25 protein-coding genes are annotated in these 22,090 nt (G+C 73.5%); 14 read left to right on the top strand and 11 right to left on the bottom strand.

Annotated features, from left to right (window positions below):
- Positions 1 to 3 precede the first annotated feature (3 nt).
- Positions 4 to 1,557, bottom strand: coding sequence for a glycosyltransferase family 39 protein (locus ACLQ27_RS01825; RefSeq protein ID WP_357575830.1), 1,554 nt, complete (start codon positions 1,555 to 1,557; stop codon positions 4 to 6).
- A 110-nt stretch (positions 1,558 to 1,667) separates the two neighbouring features.
- Here ACLQ27_RS01825 and ACLQ27_RS01830 point away from each other — a divergent pair, with 110 nt between their 5' ends.
- From ACLQ27_RS01830 to ACLQ27_RS01840, 3 genes are read left to right on the top strand one after another with little or no spacing between them, the layout of a single operon-like run.
- Positions 1,668 to 2,699 carry an aldo/keto reductase gene (locus tag ACLQ27_RS01830; protein ID WP_357490468.1) on the top strand — a complete coding sequence of 344 codons (1,032 nt, stop codon included), beginning with the start codon at positions 1,668 to 1,670 and terminating at the stop codon, positions 2,697 to 2,699.
- Entirely contained in the window at positions 2,696 to 3,202 is a 507-nt protein-coding gene (locus tag ACLQ27_RS01835; RefSeq protein WP_357575831.1) for a DUF664 domain-containing protein, read from the top strand. Before ACLQ27_RS01830 ends, ACLQ27_RS01835 begins: the two co-directional genes overlap by 4 nt.
- A 24-nt stretch (positions 3,203 to 3,226) precedes the next feature.
- Complete coding sequence (locus ACLQ27_RS01840) at positions 3,227 to 3,826, top strand: GNAT family N-acetyltransferase (protein WP_425865395.1); 600 nt, start codon at positions 3,227 to 3,229, stop codon at positions 3,824 to 3,826.
- A gap of 47 nt (positions 3,827 to 3,873) precedes the next feature.
- Here the strand turns inward: ACLQ27_RS01840 and ACLQ27_RS01845 are convergent, their stop codons facing one another.
- Positions 3,874 to 4,137, bottom strand: a complete 264-nt coding sequence (locus tag ACLQ27_RS01845; RefSeq protein WP_357575833.1) for a flavin reductase — start codon at positions 4,135 to 4,137, stop codon at positions 3,874 to 3,876.
- Between the two features lie 196 nt (positions 4,138 to 4,333).
- Here ACLQ27_RS01845 and ACLQ27_RS01850 point away from each other — a divergent pair, with 196 nt between their 5' ends.
- Positions 4,334 to 5,104, top strand: coding sequence for a DUF5753 domain-containing protein (locus tag ACLQ27_RS01850; RefSeq protein ID WP_357490474.1), 771 nt, complete (start codon positions 4,334 to 4,336; stop codon positions 5,102 to 5,104).
- Entirely contained in the window at positions 5,095 to 5,286 is a 192-nt protein-coding gene (locus tag ACLQ27_RS01855; RefSeq protein WP_357490476.1) for a DUF397 domain-containing protein, read from the top strand. The genes ACLQ27_RS01850 and ACLQ27_RS01855 overlap by 10 nt, the downstream gene beginning before the upstream one ends.
- Before the next feature lie 22 nt (positions 5,287 to 5,308).
- On the opposite strand, the gene ACLQ27_RS01860 is transcribed toward ACLQ27_RS01855, so the two are convergent.
- Positions 5,309 to 6,541, bottom strand: a complete 1,233-nt coding sequence (locus ACLQ27_RS01860) for an MFS transporter (RefSeq protein WP_357575835.1) — start codon at positions 6,539 to 6,541, stop codon at positions 5,309 to 5,311.
- 68 nt (positions 6,542 to 6,609) lie between these two features.
- Between ACLQ27_RS01860 and ACLQ27_RS01865 the strand changes: the two genes are divergently transcribed.
- The 4 genes from ACLQ27_RS01865 to ACLQ27_RS01880 all read left to right on the top strand — a co-directional run bounded on the left by ACLQ27_RS01865 (position 6,610) and on the right by ACLQ27_RS01880 (position 9,249).
- A complete protein-coding gene (locus ACLQ27_RS01865) occupies positions 6,610 to 7,116 on the top strand; it encodes a MarR family winged helix-turn-helix transcriptional regulator (RefSeq protein ID WP_357490479.1) in 507 nt (168 codons plus the stop codon).
- Between the two features lie 555 nt (positions 7,117 to 7,671).
- Complete coding sequence (locus tag ACLQ27_RS01870; protein ID WP_357575836.1) at positions 7,672 to 8,214, top strand: DUF2087 domain-containing protein; 543 nt, start codon at positions 7,672 to 7,674, stop codon at positions 8,212 to 8,214.
- 10 nt (positions 8,215 to 8,224) lie between these two features.
- Complete coding sequence (locus tag ACLQ27_RS01875; RefSeq protein WP_357490483.1) at positions 8,225 to 8,728, top strand: GNAT family N-acetyltransferase; 504 nt, start codon at positions 8,225 to 8,227, stop codon at positions 8,726 to 8,728.
- Positions 8,729 to 8,823: 95 nt separating this feature from the next.
- The gene (locus ACLQ27_RS01880) at positions 8,824 to 9,249 is read left to right on the top strand and encodes an Hsp20/alpha crystallin family protein (RefSeq protein WP_234585291.1); all 426 of its coding nucleotides are present in this window, start codon (positions 8,824 to 8,826) and stop codon (positions 9,247 to 9,249) included.
- Here ACLQ27_RS01880 and ACLQ27_RS01885 read toward each other — a convergent pair.
- Entirely contained in the window at positions 9,239 to 10,396 is a 1,158-nt protein-coding gene (locus ACLQ27_RS01885; RefSeq protein ID WP_425865398.1) for a helix-turn-helix transcriptional regulator, read from the bottom strand. The genes ACLQ27_RS01880 and ACLQ27_RS01885 overlap by 11 nt on opposite strands.
- A 95-nt stretch (positions 10,397 to 10,491) precedes the next feature.
- On the opposite strand from ACLQ27_RS01885, the gene ACLQ27_RS01890 reads away from it, so the two are divergent.
- Both ACLQ27_RS01890 and ACLQ27_RS01895 read left to right on the top strand, forming a co-directional pair.
- Positions 10,492 to 11,490, top strand: coding sequence for a tyrosine-type recombinase/integrase (locus ACLQ27_RS01890; protein ID WP_357490487.1), 999 nt, complete (start codon positions 10,492 to 10,494; stop codon positions 11,488 to 11,490).
- 30 nt (positions 11,491 to 11,520) lie between these two features.
- Entirely contained in the window at positions 11,521 to 12,366 is an 846-nt protein-coding gene (locus tag ACLQ27_RS01895) for an LLM class flavin-dependent oxidoreductase (protein WP_425865400.1), read from the top strand.
- Between the two features lie 16 nt (positions 12,367 to 12,382).
- Here the strand turns inward: ACLQ27_RS01895 and ACLQ27_RS01900 are convergent, their stop codons facing one another.
- Together ACLQ27_RS01900 and ACLQ27_RS01905 are read right to left on the bottom strand one after the other, a co-directional pair.
- A complete protein-coding gene (locus ACLQ27_RS01900; protein WP_357490491.1) occupies positions 12,383 to 12,754 on the bottom strand; it encodes a VOC family protein in 372 nt (123 codons plus the stop codon).
- A gap of 77 nt (positions 12,755 to 12,831) precedes the next feature.
- Positions 12,832 to 14,535: an acyl-CoA dehydrogenase family protein gene (locus tag ACLQ27_RS01905; RefSeq protein ID WP_425865401.1), complete on the bottom strand. Its 1,704-nt coding sequence runs from the start codon at positions 14,533 to 14,535 to the stop codon at positions 12,832 to 12,834.
- Positions 14,536 to 14,670: 135 nt separating this feature from the next.
- Here ACLQ27_RS01905 and ACLQ27_RS01910 point away from each other — a divergent pair, with 135 nt between their 5' ends.
- Genes ACLQ27_RS01910 through ACLQ27_RS01920 form a run of 3 tightly spaced genes read left to right on the top strand, consistent with a single transcriptional unit; the run spans position 14,671 to position 17,508 of the window.
- Positions 14,671 to 15,129, top strand: coding sequence for a hypothetical protein (locus ACLQ27_RS01910; protein WP_425865402.1), 459 nt, complete (start codon positions 14,671 to 14,673; stop codon positions 15,127 to 15,129).
- Positions 15,116 to 16,309 (top strand): low temperature requirement protein A, encoded by a 1,194-nt coding sequence (locus ACLQ27_RS01915; protein ID WP_425865403.1) that lies wholly within the window; start codon positions 15,116 to 15,118, stop codon positions 16,307 to 16,309. The genes ACLQ27_RS01910 and ACLQ27_RS01915 overlap by 14 nt, the downstream gene beginning before the upstream one ends.
- 47 nt (positions 16,310 to 16,356) lie before the next feature.
- On the top strand, positions 16,357 to 17,508 hold the full coding sequence (locus ACLQ27_RS01920; protein WP_357490497.1) for a low temperature requirement protein A: 1,152 nt from the start codon (positions 16,357 to 16,359) through the stop codon (positions 17,506 to 17,508).
- On the opposite strand, the gene ACLQ27_RS01925 is transcribed toward ACLQ27_RS01920, so the two are convergent.
- The 5 genes from ACLQ27_RS01925 to ACLQ27_RS01945 all read right to left on the bottom strand — a co-directional run bounded on the left by ACLQ27_RS01925 (position 17,475) and on the right by ACLQ27_RS01945 (position 21,952).
- The gene (locus ACLQ27_RS01925; protein WP_425865404.1) at positions 17,475 to 18,191 is read right to left on the bottom strand and encodes a thymidine kinase; all 717 of its coding nucleotides are present in this window, start codon (positions 18,189 to 18,191) and stop codon (positions 17,475 to 17,477) included. The genes ACLQ27_RS01920 and ACLQ27_RS01925 overlap by 34 nt on opposite strands.
- Before the next feature lie 56 nt (positions 18,192 to 18,247).
- Positions 18,248 to 19,639 carry an MFS transporter gene (locus ACLQ27_RS01930; RefSeq protein WP_425865405.1) on the bottom strand — a complete coding sequence of 464 codons (1,392 nt, stop codon included), beginning with the start codon at positions 19,637 to 19,639 and terminating at the stop codon, positions 18,248 to 18,250.
- 17 nt (positions 19,640 to 19,656) lie between these two features.
- Positions 19,657 to 20,424: a glycerophosphodiester phosphodiesterase gene (locus ACLQ27_RS01935; protein ID WP_234586267.1), complete on the bottom strand. Its 768-nt coding sequence runs from the start codon at positions 20,422 to 20,424 to the stop codon at positions 19,657 to 19,659.
- Positions 20,425 to 20,512: 88 nt separating this feature from the next.
- Entirely contained in the window at positions 20,513 to 21,097 is a 585-nt protein-coding gene (locus tag ACLQ27_RS01940) for a TetR/AcrR family transcriptional regulator (RefSeq protein WP_357490500.1), read from the bottom strand.
- An 81-nt stretch (positions 21,098 to 21,178) separates the two neighbouring features.
- Positions 21,179 to 21,952, bottom strand: a complete 774-nt coding sequence (locus ACLQ27_RS01945; RefSeq protein ID WP_425865929.1) for a lysophospholipid acyltransferase family protein — start codon at positions 21,950 to 21,952, stop codon at positions 21,179 to 21,181.
- Positions 21,953 to 22,090 lie beyond the last annotated feature (138 nt).

Genomic DNA, 22,090 nt, shown 5'->3' on the forward strand with positions numbered 1-22,090 from the left:
CGCTCAGCCGGTGTGGCGTACCTCGGTGTCCCAGATCTGCGCCCACGGCCGCCGCAACCCCCGACACACGAGGATCGGGCCGCCGTTCTCGTCGTTGTCCACCTCGACCCGCTGATCCACCCGCCCGGCGGGCGTGCACTCGGTGAACCAGGCGTTCAGCGCGTCGGGGCGCTCCCAGCCGACGACGATCGCCACGTCCGCGTCGGCGGGTGGCCGGCCGAAATCCACCATGCTGTTGTGCCCGGAGTAGGCGCGGGGGAGCCCACGGGCCGGCCCGTACCGGGCGATCGCCCCGGCCTCTCCGTAGTTGCCGGTGAGGATCACCGCCCGCGAGCGTTCCTGCGGCTGCAGGCCACGGTGGACGGCGGCCACCGAGTCGGCGAACTCCGGCCAGCCGATGGTCTCGCCGGCGTCGTAGTTGACGTCGACCACGAAGCTGGGCAGCCGGTCGGCCGGCAGCACCGGCAGCAACAGCACGACCGTGGGCAGCAGGAACGGCACCGCGCCCACCGCGAGCACCCCGCGACGCAGCCACGCCGCGCCACGCGACGCCCAGGCGGCGGTCACCACCGCGCCCGCGGCGGTGAGCACCAGCAGCAGAGGCGCGTCGTAGTAACCCTTGCCGCCGGCGACCAGGACGATGCCGACAACTACCACCCAGGCCCAACCCACCGCGCGGTACCCCCGCCACGCCGGCCGGCGCAGCAGCGCGACGAGGCCGGCGATCCAGATCGGCACGGCGTACGGGCTGATGATGGCGAACTGGAGGGTGAGCGCGTCGAGGCGACTGCTGTAGGAGCTGTCGCCGCCGGAGATGGAGGCCGCCACACCGAGCTGCGGGAAGCCGTGCGCGGCCTGCCAGATCAGGTTCGGCGCGGCCAGCAGCGCGGCGATCCCGGCGGCGGCGAGCACCCACCTGTCGCGCAGCAGCCGACGTGGCCCCGCGATCACCACCCCGGCGACAAGGCCCACGGCCAGCAACGCGGGCAGCAGCTTGTTGAGCATGCCCACGCCGAGCACCAGCCCGAGCGGGAGCGCCCACCTGCTGTCCCCGGTGCGCAGCAGCCGCACCGCGCACCACACCACGGCGAGCCAGACCAGCAGGTCGACGGTGGTGGTGCTGAGCAGGTGGGCGCCGGCGAGCACGATGCCGGACAGCGCGGCCAGCACCGCGGCGAAGCTCTGCCCGCCCCGGCCACCGCCCAGCTCGCGGGCGATGGCGGCGACCAGCAGGACGGCGACGCCGGCCAGCAGCGCCGACGGCGTACGCAGCACCACCAGGTTGCCCGGCGCGATCGTGTCCAGCAGCCGGGCCAGCGCCGGGACGAGTGGGCCCTGGTCGACGTAGCCCCAGGCCAGGTGGCGGCCGCAGAGCAGGAAGTACAACTCGTCGCGGTGGTAGCCGTAGCGGCCGGCGAGCAGCAGCAGCGTCACGCTGGTGGCGGCGGCGACCAGCCACGGGCCGAGCGCACGGGGACCGGGCTGCGGCAGCTCGGCCGGCGCGGACGACCGTGCCGGCCGGTGTGGTCGATCGGTGTCGATGGCGGGCTCGCTCACCGACTCATCATCGCCCGCGAAGCCGCCGCGTGGGTGCCCCCGCGCCTGCGGGTGCAGGTGTTCTGACCAGGTGCGAAGATCAGCTTCGTAACTCGGACCGAGAGGACGACATGCGATATCGCACTCTGGGCGCCACCGGCACGGTGGTGTCGACCCTGTGTCTGGGCACGATGACGTTCGGCGCGGAGACCGACGAGGAGGGCAGCTTCGCCCAGCTCGACCGGTTCGTCGAGGCCGGCGGCACCTTCCTCGACACCGCCGACGTCTACTCCACGGGCGTCTCCGAGGAGATCGTCGGTCGGTGGCTGCGTTCCCGCCCCGACCTGCGCGACCGCCTCGTCATCGCCACGAAGGGCCGGTTCCCGATGGGCCCCGGGGCGAACGACGCCGGCCTGTCCCGCGTGCACCTCACCCGCGCCCTGGACGCCAGCCTCCGGCGGCTCGGGGTGGAGGCCGTCGACCTCTACCAGGCGCACGCGTGGGATCCGCTGACCCCGCTGCCGGAGACGCTGCGCTTCTTCGACGACGCGGTCCGCGCCGGCAAGATCCGCTACGCGGGGGTCAGCAACTTCACCGGTTGGCAGTTGCAGAAGGCCGCCCTGCTCACCCAGCACCTCAACCTCACCCCGATCGTGACCCTCCAGCCGCAGTACAACCTGCTGGCCCGGGAGATCGAGTTCGAGCTGGTGCCGGTCTGCGAGAACGAGGGCATCGGCATCCTGCCGTGGTCGCCGCTGGGCGGCGGCTGGCTGACCGGCAAGTACCAGCGCGACAGCACGCCCACCGGCGCCACCCGGCTCGGCGAGAACCCGCAGCGCGGCGTCGAGGCGTACGCGGGTCGCAACGCGCAGGAGCGCACCTGGCGGGTGCTCGACGCGGTCCGCCAGGTCGCCGGGGAACACGGCGCCTCCATGTCGGCGGTGTCGCTGGCCTGGCTGGCGGCCCGACCGGCGGTCACCTCGGTGATCCTCGGCGCGCGGACCACCGAGCAGCTCGACGACAACCTGACCGCCGCCGACCTGGTCCTGGACGCGGAGCAGATGCGGCTGCTGGACGAGGCGAGCGCACCGCTGGTGGGCGACTACCCGTACGGCGGCGCGGGTGTGCGTCAGCGTGGCCGCGACCTGCCGACCGGGCCGTGATCCCCTTCCCCGAGCCCACCGGCGTCGCCGGCAGCCGCACCGAGGTCTTCCTGCGTTACCTGGACTATTTCCGGGAGTCAGTGGTGGCCAAGGTGTCGGCGCTGGCGGCGCCGGAGCTGCGGCACAGCCGTCTGCCGTCCGGGTGGACCCCGTTGGAGCTGCTCACGCACCTGCGCCACGTCGAGCTGCGCTGGATCGAGTGGGGCTTCGAGGGCCGGGACGTCGCCGAGCCGTGGGGTGACCGTCGGGACGACAGGTGGTACGTCGCCCCCGACGAGACCCTCGCCGACCTGGTGGCGGCGCTGCGTGCCCAGGGCGCGCACACCAGCGCGGTGGTCTCGGCGCACGACCTCGCGGAGATCGGCGCACCGGGCCCGCGCTGGAACGGCGCCGACCCGGCGTCCCTGGAACGGGTGCTGTTGCACCTGGTTCAGGAGTACGCCCGCCACCTGGGGCACCTCGACGTGGTGGCCGAGCTGGCGGGTGGGCCGACCGGAGAATGAGGCCGTCCGCTCGATAATGGACCGATGCCGCTGCTCGTCACGCCCGCCGTGCCCGCCGGGCGCCTCGCCGCCCAGGAGCAACCCCACCTTCCGGTACGCCCCGGGCTGGCGCTGCGGCCGTGGCGCGACGACGACGCCCCTGCCGTACGCGCCGCCTTCGACTGTCCGGTGATCCAGCGGTGGCACGCCCGTCGTCTCGACAGCGACGACGAGGCGCGGGCCTGGACGGCGCAGTGGGCGGCCCGCTGGAGCGCCGAGACCGCCGTGAGCTGGGCGATCGTGGGGGACGACGACCGGCCGGTCGGTCAGACGGGGTTGCGGGACGTGCTGCTGACCGAGGGGTCGGCGCAGGTGTCGTACTGGCTGCTGCCCGCCGCCCGTGGTCGTGGGATCGCGACCGAGGCGCTCGGGGCGCTGACCCGGTGGAGCTTCACCCGGGCCGGGTTGCACCGGCTGGCCCTGCACCACTCGACGGCCAACGGGGCGTCGTGCCGGGTCGCCACGCGCGCCGGCTTCGCCGTGGAGGGTGTGGCGCGCGGGTCGGTGCGGCACGCCGACGGCTGGCACGACATGCATCAGCACGCGCGCCTGCGCACCGACGGGCCTCCTGCGATCACTCCGTGAGGTCGCCGACATGGCCAGGTCCATGGTTGGCGCCGCCCAGTCTCCGCTCAGCGGGCCTGCGCCCAGCCGACGAAACGCGGCGTCAGGTCGGGTAGCGCCACGCCGGGGTTGAGCGCGGTCAGGTCGGCCTCGGCCTCCTGCTGCACCGTCGCCAGGTGGGTCAACAGACCCGGGCGATCCTCGCGGTATTCGCCGAGCAGGCGCAGCTTCGCGGTCGAACACGGCCACAGGATGCCGCAGACCGGGCAGCGCCACGACGGCCGCAGCGGGGAGTGCGTCGGCCTCCGGGCCGTTCCTTCGGTGTGTGCCACGGTCTTCCTCCTGGTCGGCTGCTGGACGCGGGGCCGCTTGCGGTCGCGCAAGCGGCCCCGCCACGAACGCGTCCGCCGGGTTCGGGTCCCTGCCGGCCGCGCCGTCGATACCCCACTTTCCCGGGAGTCGTTGGACAAGCACACAGCGTTACGTAATCTCCTTGGCGCAGCCCATTTGCCCCGGGGAAGGGACGGCATGAATCACGCGTTTGTCGCAGCGCTCGCCGAAGCGGGTCACACCGCCGAGAGCCTCGCCGATCGGATCGGCGTGCACCCGAAGACCGTCGCCCGGTGGGCGAACCCGGGCCACGTTCCCCAGAGCCGGCACCGCACGACAGTCGCGGAGCTACTGGCCCGCGACGCCGACGCGCTGTGGCCGGATGCCCTCCGGCGCCGCGAACCGGTGTGGTTCCGACCCTGGGTCGACCTCGAACGCGAGGCGCTGACGCTGCGGTCGTTCCAGTTGGCGTGGGTGCCGGGTCTACTCCAGACCGAGGCGTACGCCCGGGCGACCCTGGCCGGCGGGGTCCTGACGCCGGACGCGGTCGACGAGTTCACCGGGGCGCGGATCAGCCGGCAGTCGATTCTCGACCGCGACGGCGACGGGCCGCTGCTCATCGCCGTGCTGGACGAGGGGGTGCTGCGCCGTCGCGTCGGCGACGACCGCGCGTTGATGGCGGCGCAGCTCACGCACCTGCTCGGGTACGTCGAGACCGACACCGTCCAGCTCCAGATCGTCCCGGCGGACGCGCCCAGCTATCCCGGGCTCGACGGGCCGTTCACCATCGCCGACCTGCCGGACGGTTCGCGGGTCGCGCACGTCGACAGCGCCGCGCAGGCGCAGATCCTCGACCAGACATCGGAGCTTGTTAGCCTGGAGCGGCGGTGGGAGCGCATTCGCGGCGAGGCGCTGCCCCGGGGGCGTTCCCTGGACCTTCTCAGAGAAGCGGCGGCATCATGGACCTGACCGGGGCGCAGTGGCGCACGAGCACGAAGAGCGGCGGCAACGGCGGCGACTGCGTCGAGGTCGCCGACAATCTCCCGGGTGTGGTCCTCGTGCGGGACTCGAAGGATCGCGACGGCGCAACGCTCACGTTCAACCCGCAGTCGTGGCGCCGCTTCCTCGCCCTGGCACGCGACGCCCGCTGACCGTCCACATCGCCCGACCTGGTCAGCGCACGCCGGCCGGTTCGGCCGGTTGCGGTTGCGGGGCGGTCGGCCAGGTGAGCCGTCGTACGCCGGGCACGAGCGCGGTGCCGGCGCAGGAGGCCAGGACCAGCAGGCCGGCGACCGCCAGGGGTACGGGAGCGCCGAACGCGTCGGCGGCCAGCGGCGCCAGCGCGTAGCCCAGCGGCATCGCGGCCAGCGACACCAGCCAGTCGTACGAGGTGACCCGGGCCAGGACCTCCGGTGCGAAGTGGTGCTGCACGACTGTCTCCCAGACCGGGTTGAGGTAGCCCAGGGCGGTCAGCGCCACGGCGTACGTGACGATCACGGCCGGGGCGGGCGCGGCGACGGCGAGCAGGAACAGCGGCACGGCGTAGGCGGCGAGCCCGAGGTTGGCCAGCAGCACCGGCCGGCGGAGCCGGACCCGCCCGGCCAGCAGTGAGCCGGTGAGCATGCCGATTGCGCCAGCCTGCAACAGCAGCACCCACGTCGCCTCCCCGCCCAGGCGGTGAATGGCGACGGCCGGGCCGAGGGTCATCAGCACGGCGGCGGCGCCGTTCCACACGCCGTGCCCGAGCAGGCTCGTCCAGAACCAGTCGCGGGCGCGCACCTCGCCGAAGCCGTGCCGCAGGTCGGCGAGGACGCTGCGGCGGGGCACCGGCACGTGTCGGACCCGGACCAGCGCGAGCAGGGCGGCGCTGAGCGCGAACGACGCGCTGTCGATCACGAACGCCCAGCCGGGGCCGGCGGCCCAGATCAGCGCGCCGGCCAACGCCGGGCCGAGCAGTCGACTGGCGTTGGCGGTGACTCCCATCAGGGCGTTGGCGCGTTGCCGTTCGGCCGGCGCGACGGTGCCGGCGACCAGGGGAGACGCGGTGGGGATGGCGAACGCCGACGCGGTGCCGCCGAGCGCGGAGGCCACCACGACGGTGGTCAGCGCCGGGTCGCCGCCGAGCAACTCGACGCCGACGGCGAGTTGGGTCGCGCAGCGGACGAGGTCGGCCAGCAGGGCGACGCGGCGGGCGGCGAACCGGTCGGCGACGACACCGCCGAGGGGCAGCAGGAGCAACCGGGGCACCATCGCCGCGGCGAGGACGACTGCCAACGCTGCGGTCGAGCCGGTGGCCCGCAGCACGGCCAGGGCCAGGGCGGCGGGCACCACCGCGTCCCCGACGGCCGAGACGGTGCGGCCGAGGAACAGCAGCCGGAAGGGGCGGGTGCGCAGGGGATGAGCCATACCCGCAATGTACTTAGACACCGAACCTTTCGGCAATGAATATTTCGGTGCTGAGCTAGGCTGGCGTCGTGACCGCCACCGAAGATGTCGTCGACCAGCACATCGAGCGCTGGCTCCCTGTGGTGCCCGACCTCGACAGGGACATCGAGGGCGCGGTGGTCCGGATGATCCGCCTGACCCGGCACCTGCGCGCGGTCAAGGAACGGGTCCTCGCCGACTTCGACCTGCCCCGGCACGAGTACGAGACCCTGCACGCCCTCGCCGGCCGGCGCGGCCGCGCGGCGCCCTCCGACCTGGCCGCGGACCTGACGGTGGCCCCGGCCTCGATCACCGCGCGCGTCGACACCCTGCTGCGGCGGGGCTTCGTGCGCCGCATCCCGTCCACGGTCGACCGTCGTCGCGTGGACGTGGAACTCACCGACGAGGGCATGGACGCGTGGCGCGCGGCGATGGAGAGCCAGGGCGCCGAGGAGCAGCGACTGCTCGGCGCGTTGACGCCGAAGGAGCGGCGGCTGCTGTCGGACCTGCTGCGCCGGGTGCTGCTCGTCGCCGAACAGCCGGCCGACGCACCGTAGCCGGCTGGCGGTACGTCGCCGAGCAACCGGTGGCGGTACGTCGCGCCCCCGACGGCGGGGCCGCCCGGAAATCCGTTGCCCGCGAGTCAGGGGTCGACCATGCTGACGCGCATGGATCAGTGACCAGTGGCGCACGTGCGCGATGAGGACGGGTTCGAGTCACCTCCCCGTCTGCCCTCCGCGCCGAGACGCCGGCTATCCGTCACTGGATCCGGGAGGCCCCCAGTGCCTCCTGCCGAGAGCTTGGAATCGCCGGAACCATGAATAACTCCCGCCATATCCGTGTGCGGGCCTTCGCCCGCACGGACACTCCTGCCGTCGAATTCGACGCTTCAGTCGTCTTCTCGCCTCCACCGCTGCCATGCAGGCCGTGCGGCGCCTGCGGCGTTCACGTCGTCGCGGTGGACCTCTCGCCAGGATCAATTCCCCAGCTGATCGCTGACCCGATCTTGACCAACCTCGAGGTGCGGACCAGGAGGCCGGCGACGGCGGGCCTGGGCGCGTACTCCGAAAATCGCCTGGCGGCCCTCGTACGCCGATGGGAGGGTGACCGGCATGATCGCGCACGCTCTGGCCGGGGCCCTGGCCGACGACGGACGGCGACGGGTCTTCGCGGCGGTCGCGTTGGGATCGGCAAGCGTGGCCGAGGTCGTGCAGCGCTCCGGCTTGGCGGCGCGGGTCGTGCTCACCGGGCTCCGGCGGCTCGCCGACGCGGGTCTCGTCACCGGCGCTGACGGCGCGCTCGCGGTCGACGAGGCGTCGCTGCGGGCGGCGGCGCGCGACAGCCGCCCGGCCGACGACGACGCGCCGTCCGACGATCCGGTGCTGCGCACGTTCCTGCGCGGTGGCGTCCTGACGGGCATGCCGGCGCAGCTCGCGCGGCGGCGGGTGCTGCTGGCACACGTCGCGCGGCAGTCGTTCGAGCCGGGCACGCGCTATCCGGAGCGGGCCGTCGACGACGCGCTCACACCGTGGTGCGCCGCCGGCGCCTCGGACCACGCCACCCTGCGCCGCTACCTGGTGGACGAGCGGTTGCTCACCCGTGAGCAGGGTGTCTACCAGCTGACGGAGGCCGAAAATCCGTTGACCGGGCAGTGACGATCGACGGGTGACCACGACCCTGCGGCCCGCCTGGGTGACCTCCACCGTCCGTCCCGACCATCCGGACGCGACAGTCCTGCTGCGCGAGTACATGACCGAGATGGTGGTGCGCTACCACCGCCGCCCGGCCCGACCCGGCGAGGTCGACGCGGCGCTGGCCGAGATGCCCAGCGACGACCTGGCGTACCCCGGTGGTCTGCTGTTGCTCGCGCACCGCGACGCGGACCTGGCCGGTTGTGCCGGGCTGCGATGGCGTCCGGGGTGGGCCGAGCTGACCCGCGTGTTCCTGCGGCCCGCGCACCGGGGCGCCGGTGGAGGCGCCGCGCTGCTGGCCGCCGTCGAGCAGCGGGCGCGGGCGGTCGGGGCGGACCGGATCCGGCTCGACACCCGCTCCGACCTGGTCGAGGCCCGCGCCCTGTACGCCCGACACGGCTACGCCGAGATCCCCGCCTACTCGCACGGCAGGTACGCCGAGCACTGGTTCGAGAAACGGCTGGGCCGCAGGAGTTGACGGCCGCCGCCGGGCGCGGTAAATAAGAAGCAGGAAGTTGAGTCACTACGACTCAACTCATCACCTTCGGCCAGGAGAACCGAGGAGGCACAGCGATGTTGATGCGTACCGACCCGTTCCGCGAGATCGACCGGCTCGCCGAGCAGTTCTTCGGTACGGCAGCCCGTCCCGCGATGATGCACCTGGACGCCTACCGCGACGGGGACCACTTCTACGCGGCGTTCGACCTGCCGGGCGTCGACCCGGACACCATCGACTGCACGGTGGAGCGCAACGTGCTCACCGTCCGCGCCGAGCGGCGCCGGCCCACCGGCGACGGTGTCGAGCTGGTCGCCGCCGAACGCCCGATGGGTACCTTCACCCGGCGGCTGTTCCTGGGCGACACCCTGGACACCGACAAGCTGGAGGCCGGCTACGAGAACGGGGTGCTGACGCTGCGCATCCCCGTCGCCGAGCGCGCCAAGCCCCGCCGGGTGACCATCACCGCCAACGGCGACGCACGCCGACAGATCAACGCCTGACCGCGACGGCCTCGACGGCCGGCACCCGTGCCGAGGTGCCGGCCGTCGGCGCGTCGCCAGACTCCGACTCCCCGGCTTCCGCGTCGCCCGGCGTCGACTCTCGCGCCGGCGCGTCGGGCCCCGGCTCTCGTGCGGGTCTGTCGGGCTTCTGGTCTCGTGCGGGCGCGTCGCCGGGCGGTGGGTAGAGGGCGGCGAGCGCGTGGGCGGTGCCGGCGAGCAGTTCCCGCAACTCGGGCGGGGCGAGCACCTCCACCTGCGCGCCGAGCTTGAGCATTTCGACGCGGCCGTGTCGGACCGACTCGATCGGCACTGTCGTCGTGACCCAGCCGTCCGCGTCCGGGGCACCGGCGTGGTCCTGCGCCGCGCGGCTCATCGCCGGTGGGAACAGGTGCGTCGTCTGCGCCAGCGCCGCCACGGTCATCCGCACCCGGGCCTCGGCGCGATAGACGCCCCGCTCGTAGCGTTCGGCGTGCTCCTGCCAGCAGGCCGCCAGGTCGAAGCCGGCCGGCCGTTCAGCGGGCTCGTCCAGCACGGTGAGCTCCAGGATCGCGCCCACCCGGTAGGTGCGCACCTGCCCGGACGCGGCGGCGACCAGATACCAGCGGCCGGCCTTGAGCACCACGCCGAGCGGGTCGAGGGTCCGGGTCACCTCCCGCGGCGCCTGCCACCGCCGGTACCGCACCCGGACCCGACGGTCCTCCCACACCGACGTGGCCAGCGCGGCCAGGTGCGGTGTCGGCTCGGGCTCGCGGAACCAGCTCGGCGCGTCCAGGTGGAACCGCTGCCGGATCCTGCCGCCGGGGTCGGCGAGGTCCGCCGGCAGGGCGGCACGCAGCTTCAGCTCCGCAGTGGCCAGCACCGAGCCCAGGCCCAGCTCGGCGGCCGGGCCGGGCACTCCGACCAGGAACAACGCCTCGGCCTCACCGGCGGTCAGGCCGGTGAGCCGGGTGCGGTAGCCGTCGAGCAGGCGGTAGCCGCCGGCCGGGCCGCGCTCGGCGTACACCGGCACACCGGCGGCACCCAACGACTCCACGTCGCGATACACGGTGCGAACCGACACCTCCAGGGCGTCGGCCAGTTCGGCGGCGGTCATCCGCCCCCGGGCCTGCAGGAGCAGCAGCAGGGAGACCAGCCGGCTGGCACGCACCGTGCGACCGTAGCCGACACCGTCCGCGCCGCCGCGCCGGCCGTCGTCGGCGTGCCTGCGTGGCAATCCCATCCGCCTCTGAGAACCTTTTTCACATGGTGTCCTCCGACGCTCCCGTGCTCGCCCGCCCCACCGCCCGACCGGCCCTGCCGACCGGGCCGGTCGACGTCACCGAGGCGTGGCTGCGCAACCGCCGGCTGTCCGAGCACACCCGCGACGCCTACCGACGTGACGTCACCGCGTGGCTCGGCTGGTGCGCCGGGCACGACCTGGATCCGCTGCGGGCCACCTTCCTGCACATCAACGAGTACGCCCGCACGCTGGAGTCCACTCTCGTCGCCCGCAGCGGCCGACCGTTGACCCCGGCGACCGTGGCACGCCGCCTGTCGGCGCTGTCCAGCTGGTACGACTTCCTCGTCAAGCTCGGCGGCGTACCGGCCAACCCGGTCTCCGGCGCGGACCGGCCCCGCGTCGACCGGGACCACTCCGCCACCGTCGGGCTCACCCCGGAGGAGGTCGACGCGCTGCTCACCGCCGCCGACGCGGAGACCGGCCCGACGGCGGCCCGCAACCGGGCGGCGATCGCGCTGCTTGCCGATCTGGGCCTGCGGGTGGGGGAGCTGGTCTCGCTGGACCTGACCGACCTCGGCACCGAACGCGGGCACCGCAGCGTGCGCTTCATCGGCAAGGGCGGCAAGCAGCGCCGCCGCGCCCTCACGCCAGGCACCGCGTACGCGGTGGACGCGTACCTGACGCAGCGGGCCGCCACCACCGGCGTGCCGGTGACACACCTGACCGGACCCCTGCTGGTGACCGCCAGCGGAGCGCGGCTCGACCGGCACTCGGTGTTCCGGATGGTCCGCCGACTCGCCCGCGCCGCCGGCATCCCCGCCTGGGCGCGGCTGTCCCCGCACTCGCTGCGACACGCGTTCGCCACCACCGCCCGCTCCGAGGGCGTCCCCCTCGAAGACGTGCAGGACGCGATGGGCCACGCCGACCCGCGCACCACCCGCCGCTACGACCGGGACCGGCACAACCTCGACCGCGACCCGGCGTACGCGGTGTGGGCCGCCCGGTCCCGCCGCCGCGGCTGAACTGTCCCACCCGCGGCCTAGCCTCGGCGGATGAGACACGGTCTGGAGATCCCCTGCGGTGGCGGCGACGTCTCGGTGACCACCCTGGTCGAGCTGGGTGAGCTTGCCGAGAACGCCGGATGGGACGGGGTGTTTCTGGAGGATTACCTGATCCACTACTCCGGCGATGACCCGTTCACCTACGACCCGTGGTTGGTGCTCGGCGCGATCGCCGGGCGCACCGAGCGGGTGCGCCTGGGCACCACGGTCACCGCGCTGCCCCGGCGCCGTCCGGCGAAGCTGGCCCGCGAGGTGCTGACGCTCGATCACCTGAGCGCGGGCCGCGCCACAGTGGCGGTTGGCGTCGGCGACCCCGGCGACCGGGGCCTGGTCGCGTTCGGCGAGCCGACCGAGGTGGCCGTGCGCGCCGCGATGCTCGACGAGGGCCTCGACCTGCTGACCGGCCTGCTCGGCGGTGAGCGTGTCGACCATCGGGGCGCCCACTACCGCGCCGAGAACGTGGCGCTGCGGCCACCGCCCGTGCAGTCGCCCCGGGTGCCGGTCTGGGTCGGCGGCAGCACCCAGGCCGGGGCGGTGCGACGCCGCGCGGCCCGCGCCGACGGCATCGTTCCGTACAAGCTCACCGACACCGACGGCTGGGCCGACTTCACCCCCGACGAGGTCCGGGACCTGGTCGCGGCCATGCCGCCGACCCGGGCCGACGGTCAGCCGTTCGACGTGGCGATCGGCGGGCGACGCCGCCGCCCCGACGAGCTCGCCGAACGCGCCCACCTGCGCGAGGTGGCCGCCGCCGGGGCCACCTGGTGGCTGGAGTACGTCCCGGTCGGCGACCCCGCGGCCATGCGCGCGGCGGTGGCCCGAGGCCCGCTGCGCTGAAAGCCGCGCCCGCGGCTCAGCTCTGCGGGCGGGGGCAGATGCAGAACGGCTGCCCGATCGGGTCCAGGAGCACCACCCACTTGTCGCCGCCGGGTTGGAACTCCGGCTTCGACGCGCCGGCGGCGACGAACTCCTTCTCGGCCACGGCCAGGTCGTCGACGTAGAGGTCCAGGTGGTAGCGCTTCTGCCCGGTCGGGTCCGGCCAGGACGGCGGCTGGTAGCCCTCGACCAGGCCGAAACCGATGGAGGCGCCACCGCCGCTGATCATGGCGTACTCGGCTTGGCTGTGGGTGATCTCCCAGCCCAACGCCCGGTGGTAGAAGGCGGCGTGCGCGGCCGGGTCGGAGCTGTCCAGGTTGACCATCGCGAGGTCGGCGGTTGTTGTCATGCCGGCAGTCTGCGCCGACGTACCTGCCAACCAGTGTCAGGTACGTCGGCGGTTCCTCGATTTAGGCCTGGCGACGCTCAGCAGAGCAGGTCCAGGTGGTGGTGGGCGTCCTCGGCGATGTCCTCGTGCCGCAGCCACCGCCGCGCCCACAGCCGGGCGGCCAGCTCCGCCTGCTCGTCACCCCACGCGGCGTGCTCCACGAGCAGGGCGGCGGTCAGCGCGTACGCCAGGCGCAGCGCCAGGCCGCGGGCGCCCGCGAGCACCGCCGCCGCGCCCGGGTCGGCCGTCACCGCCGCGATGGTGTCGCGCAGCTGCCCGGCGGCCCCGGCGAGGGTGTCGGCCAGCGCGGGCGACAGCGGCCGGGCCAGGTCGACGGCGGCGCCGAGGCGGCTCAGCAGGGGCGTCCCGGCGTCCTCGCGGCTCAGCGCGCGCAGCACGTCCAGGGCCAGCACGTTTGTGGTGCCCTCCCAGATCGGCAGCACCTGCGCGTCGCGCAGCAGCCGGGGCACGCCGGTGTCCTCCACGTAGCCCGCGCCGCCGAAGCTCTCCACGTACTCACTGGCCGAGCTGACGGCGAGCCGACCGGTGGCCAGCTTCGCCAGTGGCGCCACGATGCGCAGCTCCGCCGCAGCCTCCGGGTCGGCGCCGACCTCGACCCGCCCGAGCAGCGCGAACGCGTGTCCCGCGAGGGCGAACGCGCCCGCCGCGTCGACCGCGAGGGTGCCCAGCGTGGCGCGGTGCAACGGCGAGGACGCCAACGCGCCGCCCGCCACGTGCCGCGCGTCGGCGTACGCGCGGGCGTAGGCGAGGCCCCGTCGCATACCGCCGGCCGCGGCGGCGGCGTTGTGCACCCGGGTCACCACGACCAGGGTCATCGCCCGGACCAGGCCGGGCACCGCCGGGTCACCCAACGGCAGCGCGTACGCGTCGTGCAGGCCGATCTCGGCGGTCGGCAGCGCCCGGGTGCCGAGCTTGTCCTTGAGCCGGTGCACTGTCACGCCGGGGGCGGGCGCGTCCGGCGCCGCGCCGATGGCCAGCGGCGAGTCGACCGCGTACCGGGGGACGAGGAACGGGGCGAGCACCCGGCTGCCCCGCCCGGCGCCGTCGGGGCGGGCCAGCGCGACAGCCATCGCCGCGTCGGCGGCGGAGCAGAACCACTTCTCGCCGGTCAGCCGCCAGGACCCGTCCGCCGCCGGCCGGCCCACCGTGCTCGATCGGCCCAGGTCCGAGCCGCCCTGCGCCTCGGTCATCCACTGCCCACTGGTGATCGCCGTGGCCGGGTCCGTGGAGATCAGCCGGGGCAGCCACGCGTCGCGGATCCCGGCGTCGACGTCCGGCATGCTGAGCAGCGCCGCCGCCCCGTCGGCCATCGCCACCGGGCAGGAGAACGTCGCCGACTCCGGCCCGTACAGGTGCAGCAGCGCGTGTTGCACGACCCGTGCGGCGGCGCCCCAGGTGCCCCGTGCGTCGGGCAGGTAGGGCAGCGCCACCACGGCGTGCCGGGCGGCGGCGGCCCGCTGCGCCTGCCAGCCGGCGGACACCTCGATCCGGTCGATCCGCGCGCCCCACGGGTCGTAGCGGACCAGCGTCGGCGGGTGCGCCTCGGCGTCGGCGTGCGCCGCGCGCAGCGGCCCGGTGACCTCGGCGGCCAGGTCGGCGAGGCGACTCTTGGCGGCCGCGTGTCCGGCCGGGCCGAGGTGACGCTCCAGCCAGGATCGCAGCAGGGCGTCCCCGGCGTACGGGTCGGCGGGGGGTGGTACCGGCTGCACGAAGCGGCTCATCGATCGACTCCTGGCGCTGCTGGGGGTGTGCGCCGACGGTAGACGATGCGTCACCGCCGCGAACAGTGCCTCGAGCACACCCAGTTTCCCGCTTGTCCTGCCTCACCGCGACGGTGTTCTCTACGGTCGGTAGTCGTGGGTGCCGGCCAGTCGTGGAGCCGACCGGCCCGGCGGCACCGCCCGATGCGCACCGGGCTGGCGTTCGCCGGGTTCGGCATGGCGCTGTGCTGCGTCGGGGTGGCCGGGCTGGGGGCGTGGAACCTGCAGACGGTGCGGCAGGCCGCCGGCCCGATCCGGGAGACCGCCGACGGTTTCCTGAGCGAGGTGACCCTCGGCGACAGCGACCAGGCGTACGAGAAGCTCTGCTCGGACGCGCGGACCCGGTGGAGCGCCATCGGGTTCACCAGTTGGGTGCGGACGCCACCGATGGTGACCGACTACGAGATCACCGACGTGTCGGTGGCCACCAAGGGCGGGCGACCGCGCGGCACGGTGACGGTGCGGTTGACCCGCGACGGCGGCATCACTGAGGAACGGCGCCTGCCGGTGGTCCGTGAGAACGGCGACTGGCGGGTGTGCGGTGACCCCTTCTGAGCCGCCGGTCGCCGACCTGACGCATCCCAGGTTGCTGCGCGGGCGGCAGGGGGTCGAGCCGACCACCTCGACCGAGCTGTTCTTCGACCTGGTCTTCATCTTCACGATCACGCAGGTGTCGCACTACCTGATCGAGCACCCGGACTGGCGTGGCGCCGCCCGTACCGCGCTGCTGCTGGCGCTGGTCTGGTTCGTCTGGGTCTACACCACCTGGGTGACCAACTGGCTGCAACCGGACCAGGGCCCGGTGCGGGCGATGCTGATCGGGGTGACGCTCGGCAGCCTGCTGCTGTCGGCGGCGATCCCGCAGGCGTTCGCCGGGACCGGCCTGCTCTTCGCGGTGGTCTACGTGAGCGTGCAGGTGGGCCGGACCATGTTCGCGTTGTGGGCGACGCAGGGCAGCCCGTGGTTGGTCGACGGGTTCCAGAAGTCGCTGCCGTGGATCGGCGCCACGTCGGTGCTCGTGGTGGTCGGCGGCCTGGTGGACACCCCGGCCCGGGAGGTGGTGTGGGCGGCGGTGATCGTGCTCGATGTCGTCGGCCTGTCGATCGGCTACCCGCTGCCAGGGCGGGAACGCAGCCGCCCCGAGCGGTGGATGGTGGAGGGTGGGCACCTGGCCGAACGCTGCGCGGCGTTCGTCCTGATCGCGCTCGGCGAATCGATCCTGGTCACCGGCAGCACCCTCACGTCGCACGTGGACCTGGTGACGTCGGGGGCGTTCGTGGTGGCGTTCGCGGGTTCGGTGGCGCTGTGGTGGGTGTACTTCGCCCGGTCGGCCTCGGCCGCGACGGAGGTCATCGCCCGCGCCGGCACGCGTACCGGGGCGCTGAGTCGGCTCGCGTTCAACTACCTGCACCCGGTGATGGTCGCCGGCATCGTCGTCACCTCGGCGGGCGACGAGCGGCTGCTGCACGCCCCCGGCGCGGCGGCCACCACCGTCGACGCGCTGTTCACCCTGGGCGGCCCGGCGCTGTTTCTCACCGGGCACGCCGCCTACAAGGCGGTGCTGTGGCGGGCGGTGCCGAGCAGCCGGATCGCCGCGGTGCTGGTGCTGCTGGCCGCGATACCTGTCGGTGTGGCCCTGGCGGCGCCCGTCGCGGCGTGCGCCACGGCGGCGGTGGCGGTGACCGTCGCCGTGATCATCGCCGACCGGCTCCGGGTACGGCGGGCTGCGCCGTGACCCGCTCCGGGCCGGTCCACCCGCGGTTGCTGCGGCCGCGTCGCGGTGTGGAGCGGACCACGTCCACCGAACTCTTCTTCGACCTGGTCTACGTCTTCACGATCACCCAGTTGTCCCGGTACCTCAGCGAGCACCTCGACTGGCCGGGCGTCGGACGTACCGCGGTGTTGCTGGGCATCGTCTGGCTGGTCTGGATCTACACCGTCTGGATGGGCAACTGGCTGCGCCCGGACCGGGCGCCGGTACGCGCCACGCTGCTGGTGGTGACGCTGGGCAGTCTGCTGCTCGCGGCGGCGCTGCCCACCGCGTTCGGTGGCGACGGACTGCTCTTCGCCGGCGCGTACGCGGCGGTGCAGATCGGTCGGACGCTCTTCGCCATGTGGGCCATCCGTGGTCAACGGTGGGTCAGTGACAGTTTCCGCCAGTGCGTCGTCTGGATCACCGCCACCGGAGTGTTGGCCCTCGTCGGCGGCCTGACGCAGAGCCCGGCCCGGGAGCTGATCTGGATCGGCGTGATCGCCGTCGACGCGCTCGGGCTGGCGACCGGGTTCCCGGTGCCCGGTCTGGGCCGCAGCACCCCCGAACGCTGGCAGGTGGAGGGTGGGCACCTCGCCGAGCGCTGTCAGGCGTTCGTCCTCATCGCGCTGGGGGAGTCGATCCTCGTCACCGGGGGGACGCTGACGCAGCGCCTGGACCGGGTGGGCGTCTTCGCGTTCCTGCTCGCCTTCGCCGGGTCGGTGGCCCTGTGGTGGGTGTACTTCGACCGGGCGGACGCCGTCATGCGGGCCCTGGCCGATGCGGGTGAGCGGGCCGGGCGACTGTCGCGGCTGGTGTTCAACTACCTGCACCCGGTGATGGTGGGCGGCATCGTGGTCACCGCGGTCGGCGACGAACGGCTGCTGCACGCCCCCGGTCACGCCCTCGGGTGGGCGGACGCGCTTGTCGTCCTCGGCGGCCCGGCGTTGTTCCTGGCTGGGCACGCCGCCTACCAGATGGTGCTGGGCTTCGCCGGGGTGGCGGGCCGGGTCACGGCGACGCTGGTGCTGCTCGCGTTGATCCCCGCAGCGGTCGCGCTGGGCACGCAGGTCGCGGTGGCCGCCGGCGCGGCGCTGCTGGTCACCGTCGCGGTGATCGTGGCCGACTGGATGTCGGGTCGGCGGGCGTCTCAGTCGCGGGGGCCGAGGTCACCGCTGCGGTAGTGCCGGCGGCACAGCACCTGGTAGCGCACGTCGGCGGTCTCCACGGTGTCGCCGATGACGACCTGCGCGCCCTCGCGCACCACCCGCCCGTCCACGACGCGCGCGTTGAGCAGCCCCTCCCGGCCGCACCAGCACAGCACCTCGACCTGGATGCGGGCCACCTCGTCGGCCAGCTCGAACAGGCGCTGCGCGGCGGGGAACACGCGGGACCGGAAGTCGGTGGCGAGGCCGAACGCGAACACGTCCACGTCGTAGCTGTCCACCAGCTCGGCCATCTGCTCGACGTGCTCCACGGTGTAGAAGCAGGCCTCGTCGCAGATCAGGTAGTCGACGCGTACCCCGTCGGCCCACCGGCCCCGCACGAGAGCCCGCAGGTCCAGGTCGTCGGTGACCTCGATGGCCTCGTGGGCCAGGCCGATGCGGGTGGTGACCTGCGGGCCCAGCGACCTGTCGATGCGGGTGGTGACCAGCCCGCGCCGGCCCTGCCGGGCGTGGTTGTAGTTCATCTGCAACGCCATGGTGGACTTGCCGCAGTCCATCGGCCCCCAGAAGAACTTCAACGCCGCCGCGTGCACCGGCCGCCCGTCGAGCCCCCGCGCCGCCGCGCACCCCGCCGGAGCGTGCGGCTGGCCGGGGAACGGGTGGGCCAGGCAGGTCGGTGCGGCAGCGGCGTCGTGAGTCACGGTCGGGCAGCCTAGCCGATCGACCGACCCGGATCTGTCCGGTGCGGGACGGGTGCTCAGAGCACCCGGGGTGGGGTGTTGCCGGCGGCGACGATGGCCCGCCGGATCGGCACGGCGGCCAGGAGCAGGAACCCGACCACGAAGAAGATCAGCAGTGAGACCAGGCCCACCCGGTACGAGGCGGTGAGCTGGAACACCAGGCCGAACGCGAGCGGGCCGAGCCAGCTGGTGCCCTTGTCGCTGATCTCGTAGAAGCCGTAGTACTCGCCCTCCTTGCCGGTGGGGATGAGCTGGCTGAACAGCGAACGGCTCAGCGCCTGGCTGCCGCCCAGGACCAGGCCGATGGCCGCGCCGAGGATCATGAACGGCACCGGCGCCTCGGCCGGCAGCCGGAACGCGCCGAGGATCACACCGGTCCACAGCACCAGGCTCAGCAGCACGGTCTTCCACGCGCCGATGCGCCGGGCCAGGGCGCCGAGGCCCAACGCGCCCCCGAAGGCGAGGAACTGCACCAGCAGGATCGTGACGATCAGGGTGCCCTGCTCCAGGCGCAGCTCCTCGGTGCCGTACTGGCTGGCGAGGGTGATGACGGTCTGGATGCCGTCGTTGTAGACCAGGAACGCGAGCAGGAAGAACAACGTCAGCGGGTACGCCTTGACCTCGCGCAGGGTGTGGCCGAGCTGCCGGAACCCGTCGGTGAGCACGTTGCCGCGCGCCACCAGGGCCGCCGCGCTGGGGCGTTCGCGCAGCCACCGCAGCGGCACCAGCGTGAACACCGCCCACCACACCCCTGCGGAGACGATCGACCAGCGGGCCAGGTCCAGGGTGCGCTGCGGGTTGTCGTCCTCGCTGAGCAGGGTGACCGCGACCAGGTTCAGCGCCAGCAGCACGCCACCGCCCAGGTAGCCCAGCGCCCAGCCGCGGCTGGAGATGCCGTCGCGTTCGTCGGGGCCGCCGAGCTGCGGCAGGAACGAGTTGTAGACCACGATCGCGGCGCCGAAGGAGATGTTGGCGACCAGGAACAGCGCCCCGCCGAGCAGGTAGCGGTCGCCGGTGACGAAGGCCATCGCGATGGTCGCGGCGGCACCGGTGAACGCGGCACCGCCGAGCAGCCGCTTCTTGTGCGCGGACCGGTCGGCGATCGCCCCGATGACCGGCAGCACGAACACGGTCAGGAACACCGACAGCGAGATCAGGTACGGGTAGTAGGACCCGGCCGCCACCCGGATGCCCAGCGGGTGCACGTACCCGTCGCAGGTGTCCGCGCCCAGCTCGCAGCCGGCGGCCAGCTCGGCGACGGTGGTCAGGAACGGGCCGAGGAACACGGTGATCACCGTGGTCTGGAACGCCGAGTTCGCCCAGTCGTAGATGTACCAGCCGCGCCGCTCCCGGCGGGTGCTCGCCGGGGGCGGGGTGTCGTCCACCGTGGGGGTCACGGTCTCGGCCATCGAAGGTCCTTCGACGCTCAGGCGGCCCAGTGGCCGCGGCTGCGGTAGACGTCGCGCAGCACGCCGACGTGATCGGTCATGATGCCATCCACACCACGATCCAGTAAGTCGTGCATCTGGTCGGGTTCGTCGATCGTCCAGACGTGCACCTGCAGGCCGAGTCGGTGGCAGTAGTCGAGGAAACGGCGGTCCACCACCGGCACCCGCCCGTAACGGGGTGGCACCTGCGCGGCGACCACCGACGGCGGCAGTCGCAGTGGCCTTCCGTGCAGGGAGGCGAGCCGCAGCCGGGCCACGCCGCGCATGCCGAGGCTGGTGGCGACACGGCCCTCGGTCAGAGCCCGCAGCCGCATCAGGCGGGCGTCGCTGAACGAGGCGAGCAGCACCCGGTCGGCGGCGCCTGCCCGGGTCACCGTCGCGACCGTCGGCGCGACGCCGCCGTCGGCCTTGACGTCGATGTTGAAGCGGACCTGCGGCCAGGCGCCCAGCACCTCGTCGAGCCGGGGTACGACGGCCGCGCCGCCGACGCGTACCGAGGCGAGGTCGGCCCAGCTCATCTCGGCGATGCGCCCCGGCTCGCCGGTGACGCGCTCAAGCGTCGGGTCGTGGAAGATCACCGCGACGCCGTCGGCGGTGGCGTGCACGTCGGTCTCCACGTACCGGTAGCCCAGCCCGATGGCCCGGGCGAACGCCTCGGTGGTGTTCTCGTCGCCGTCGGCCGCGCCGCCGCGGTGGGCGAACGCCAGCGGCGCGGGCGCGTCCAGGAAGCCGAATCGGTTCAGCACGCGAGGCAGTATGCCTGCCGCCGGTGGACTTGCGGTGGCCTGCCGGCGACATTCGTCGGTCGGTGGTCGTCCGGCCCCGCGCCAGCGCTCAGCGCGCCGGGCGGTGGATCAGTCGCAGGCTGCGGCGGATCCGGTCGCGGTACTGGTCCCGGCTGCTGGAGGTCGCCTTCCAGGTGATCGCGGCGGACAGCAGCAGGTCCATCACGTCGTGCGCGGTGAGGTCGGCCTCGAGCAGGCCGGGTGGGGCGTGTTCGGCAATGTAGGCGCTCAGCGTGGCCTGTGCCTTGCTCTCGTAGTCGTCGAGCATCGAGCCCAGTTGGGACCGGCTGTTCTCCAGCAGTTCGTTGAGGTCGCGGGCCACCGGGTTTTCGATGTACGGGCCCATCAGCGCGTCGATTCCCGCCACGATCCGCTCGTCGAAGCTCAGCGACTGGTCGGCCAGGCGCGCTTGCATGGCCCGCTGGGCCCGCTCCAGGACGCCCTGCATGGTGGCGCGGTACAACTGCTCCTTGTTGGGGAACATCAGGTAGAGGCCGGGTCGGGAGATGCCGGCGGCTCTGGCGACCGCCTCCATGGAGGCCTTCTGGAATCCGAACCGTCCGAACACGGCGACCGCCGCCTCCAGGACGGCATTGTGCTTCGGGTTCTCGTGCAGCAGTTCCAGCGTGTCCACGGTAGACATCGTAGACAAGTTTCCGACAATCGCTCAAATTGTCAGGCGTCACAGTGCATGGCCGCGTCGACGACGCCGCGCTCAGCCCAACCGGCGGCGGTGCGCGCGACTGGGGTCGCTCGGGCGGCCGGGGTCGACGTGCCGAGGCAGGTCGGGTTCGTCGGGGCGCAGCGGCGCGAGGGCGTCGGTGAGCGCGTCGATGATCCGGTCGGTGGCCCGGCGGGCGGCACCGGGGTTCACGGCGCTCACCTCGCCCAGGTCGACGGGCGTGCCGAAGTGCACCCGGATCACCGGGCGGCGCCACAGCGCGCGGGCGACGCCGCGCAGCATTCCCTTGGGCGCCCGGTAGGGCAGCACCTCGTGCGCGCCCCACTGGGCCACCGGGATGACGGGGGCGCCACAGGCCAGGGCGAGTCGGGCGACACCGGTCTTGCCGCGTTCGGGCCACATGCCGGGGTCCAGGCCGATGCGTCCCTCGGGGTAGATGAGGATCACCGAGCCCGCCGCCACGGCGGTGGCGGCGTCGTCGAGGGCCCGGTGCACGGCGCTGGTGCCCCGGTCGACCCGGATGTGCCCGGCGTGGCGCATGGCGGCTCCGAGCACCGGGGCGCGGAACAGTCCGGCGGTCGCCATGATCCGTGGGGCGACGCCGCGGTTCTGGCAGGCGGCGATCATCACCACGGGGTCGAACGGGCTGATGTGGTTGGCGGCCAGCACGAGCGGGCCGCGGCGCAGGTGCGCGGGGACGTCGCCGGTGACCTCGAGGCGGGCGAGCAGGCCGACCAGGACGCGGGCCAGCACGAGGGCCGCACGCCAGATCAGTGGCGGCTGCCAGGGGGAGTACGCGGTGTTCATCAGCGCGCCATCGTCGCACGCGACGGCCCGGTGGCGCGGGCGGGTCGGCCGGATGCCCGGGGTGATCAGGGTCATTGGTCCCGGGCCGCTTTGGGCCGCCCGGCCCTGCCGCATTCTCTACGACGAGCAGTAGTATTT

Source organism: Micromonospora sp. DT63 (assembly GCF_049841615.1).
Classification (GTDB): domain Bacteria; phylum Actinomycetota; class Actinomycetes; order Mycobacteriales; family Micromonosporaceae; genus Micromonospora.

Excerpts from the sequence above, each read along its gene's own strand:
- ACLQ27_RS01830 (WP_357490468.1), top strand. The coding sequence starts at position 1,668 with ATGCGATATCGCACTCTGGGCGCCACCGGCACGGTGGTGTCGACCCTG.
- ACLQ27_RS01840 (WP_425865395.1), top strand. The coding sequence starts at position 3,227 with ATGCCGCTGCTCGTCACGCCCGCCGTGCCCGCCGGGCGCCTCGCCGCC.
- ACLQ27_RS01850 (WP_357490474.1), top strand. The coding sequence starts at position 4,334 with ATGAATCACGCGTTTGTCGCAGCGCTCGCCGAAGCGGGTCACACCGCC.
- ACLQ27_RS01855 (WP_357490476.1), top strand. The coding sequence starts at position 5,095 with ATGGACCTGACCGGGGCGCAGTGGCGCACGAGCACGAAGAGCGGCGGC.
- ACLQ27_RS01860 (WP_357575835.1), bottom strand. The coding sequence starts at position 6,541 with ATGGCTCATCCCCTGCGCACCCGCCCCTTCCGGCTGCTGTTCCTCGGC.
- ACLQ27_RS01870 (WP_357575836.1), top strand. The coding sequence starts at position 7,672 with ATGATCGCGCACGCTCTGGCCGGGGCCCTGGCCGACGACGGACGGCGA.
- ACLQ27_RS01880 (WP_234585291.1), top strand. The coding sequence starts at position 8,824 with ATGTTGATGCGTACCGACCCGTTCCGCGAGATCGACCGGCTCGCCGAG.
- ACLQ27_RS01890 (WP_357490487.1), top strand. The coding sequence starts at position 10,492 with ATGGTGTCCTCCGACGCTCCCGTGCTCGCCCGCCCCACCGCCCGACCG.
- ACLQ27_RS01895 (WP_425865400.1), top strand. The coding sequence starts at position 11,521 with ATGAGACACGGTCTGGAGATCCCCTGCGGTGGCGGCGACGTCTCGGTG.
- ACLQ27_RS01900 (WP_357490491.1), bottom strand. The coding sequence starts at position 12,754 with ATGACAACAACCGCCGACCTCGCGATGGTCAACCTGGACAGCTCCGAC.
- ACLQ27_RS01905 (WP_425865401.1), bottom strand. The coding sequence starts at position 14,535 with ATGAGCCGCTTCGTGCAGCCGGTACCACCCCCCGCCGACCCGTACGCC.
- ACLQ27_RS01930 (WP_425865405.1), bottom strand. The coding sequence starts at position 19,639 with ATGGCCGAGACCGTGACCCCCACGGTGGACGACACCCCGCCCCCGGCG.
- ACLQ27_RS01945 (WP_425865929.1), bottom strand. The coding sequence starts at position 21,952 with ATGAACACCGCGTACTCCCCCTGGCAGCCGCCACTGATCTGGCGTGCG.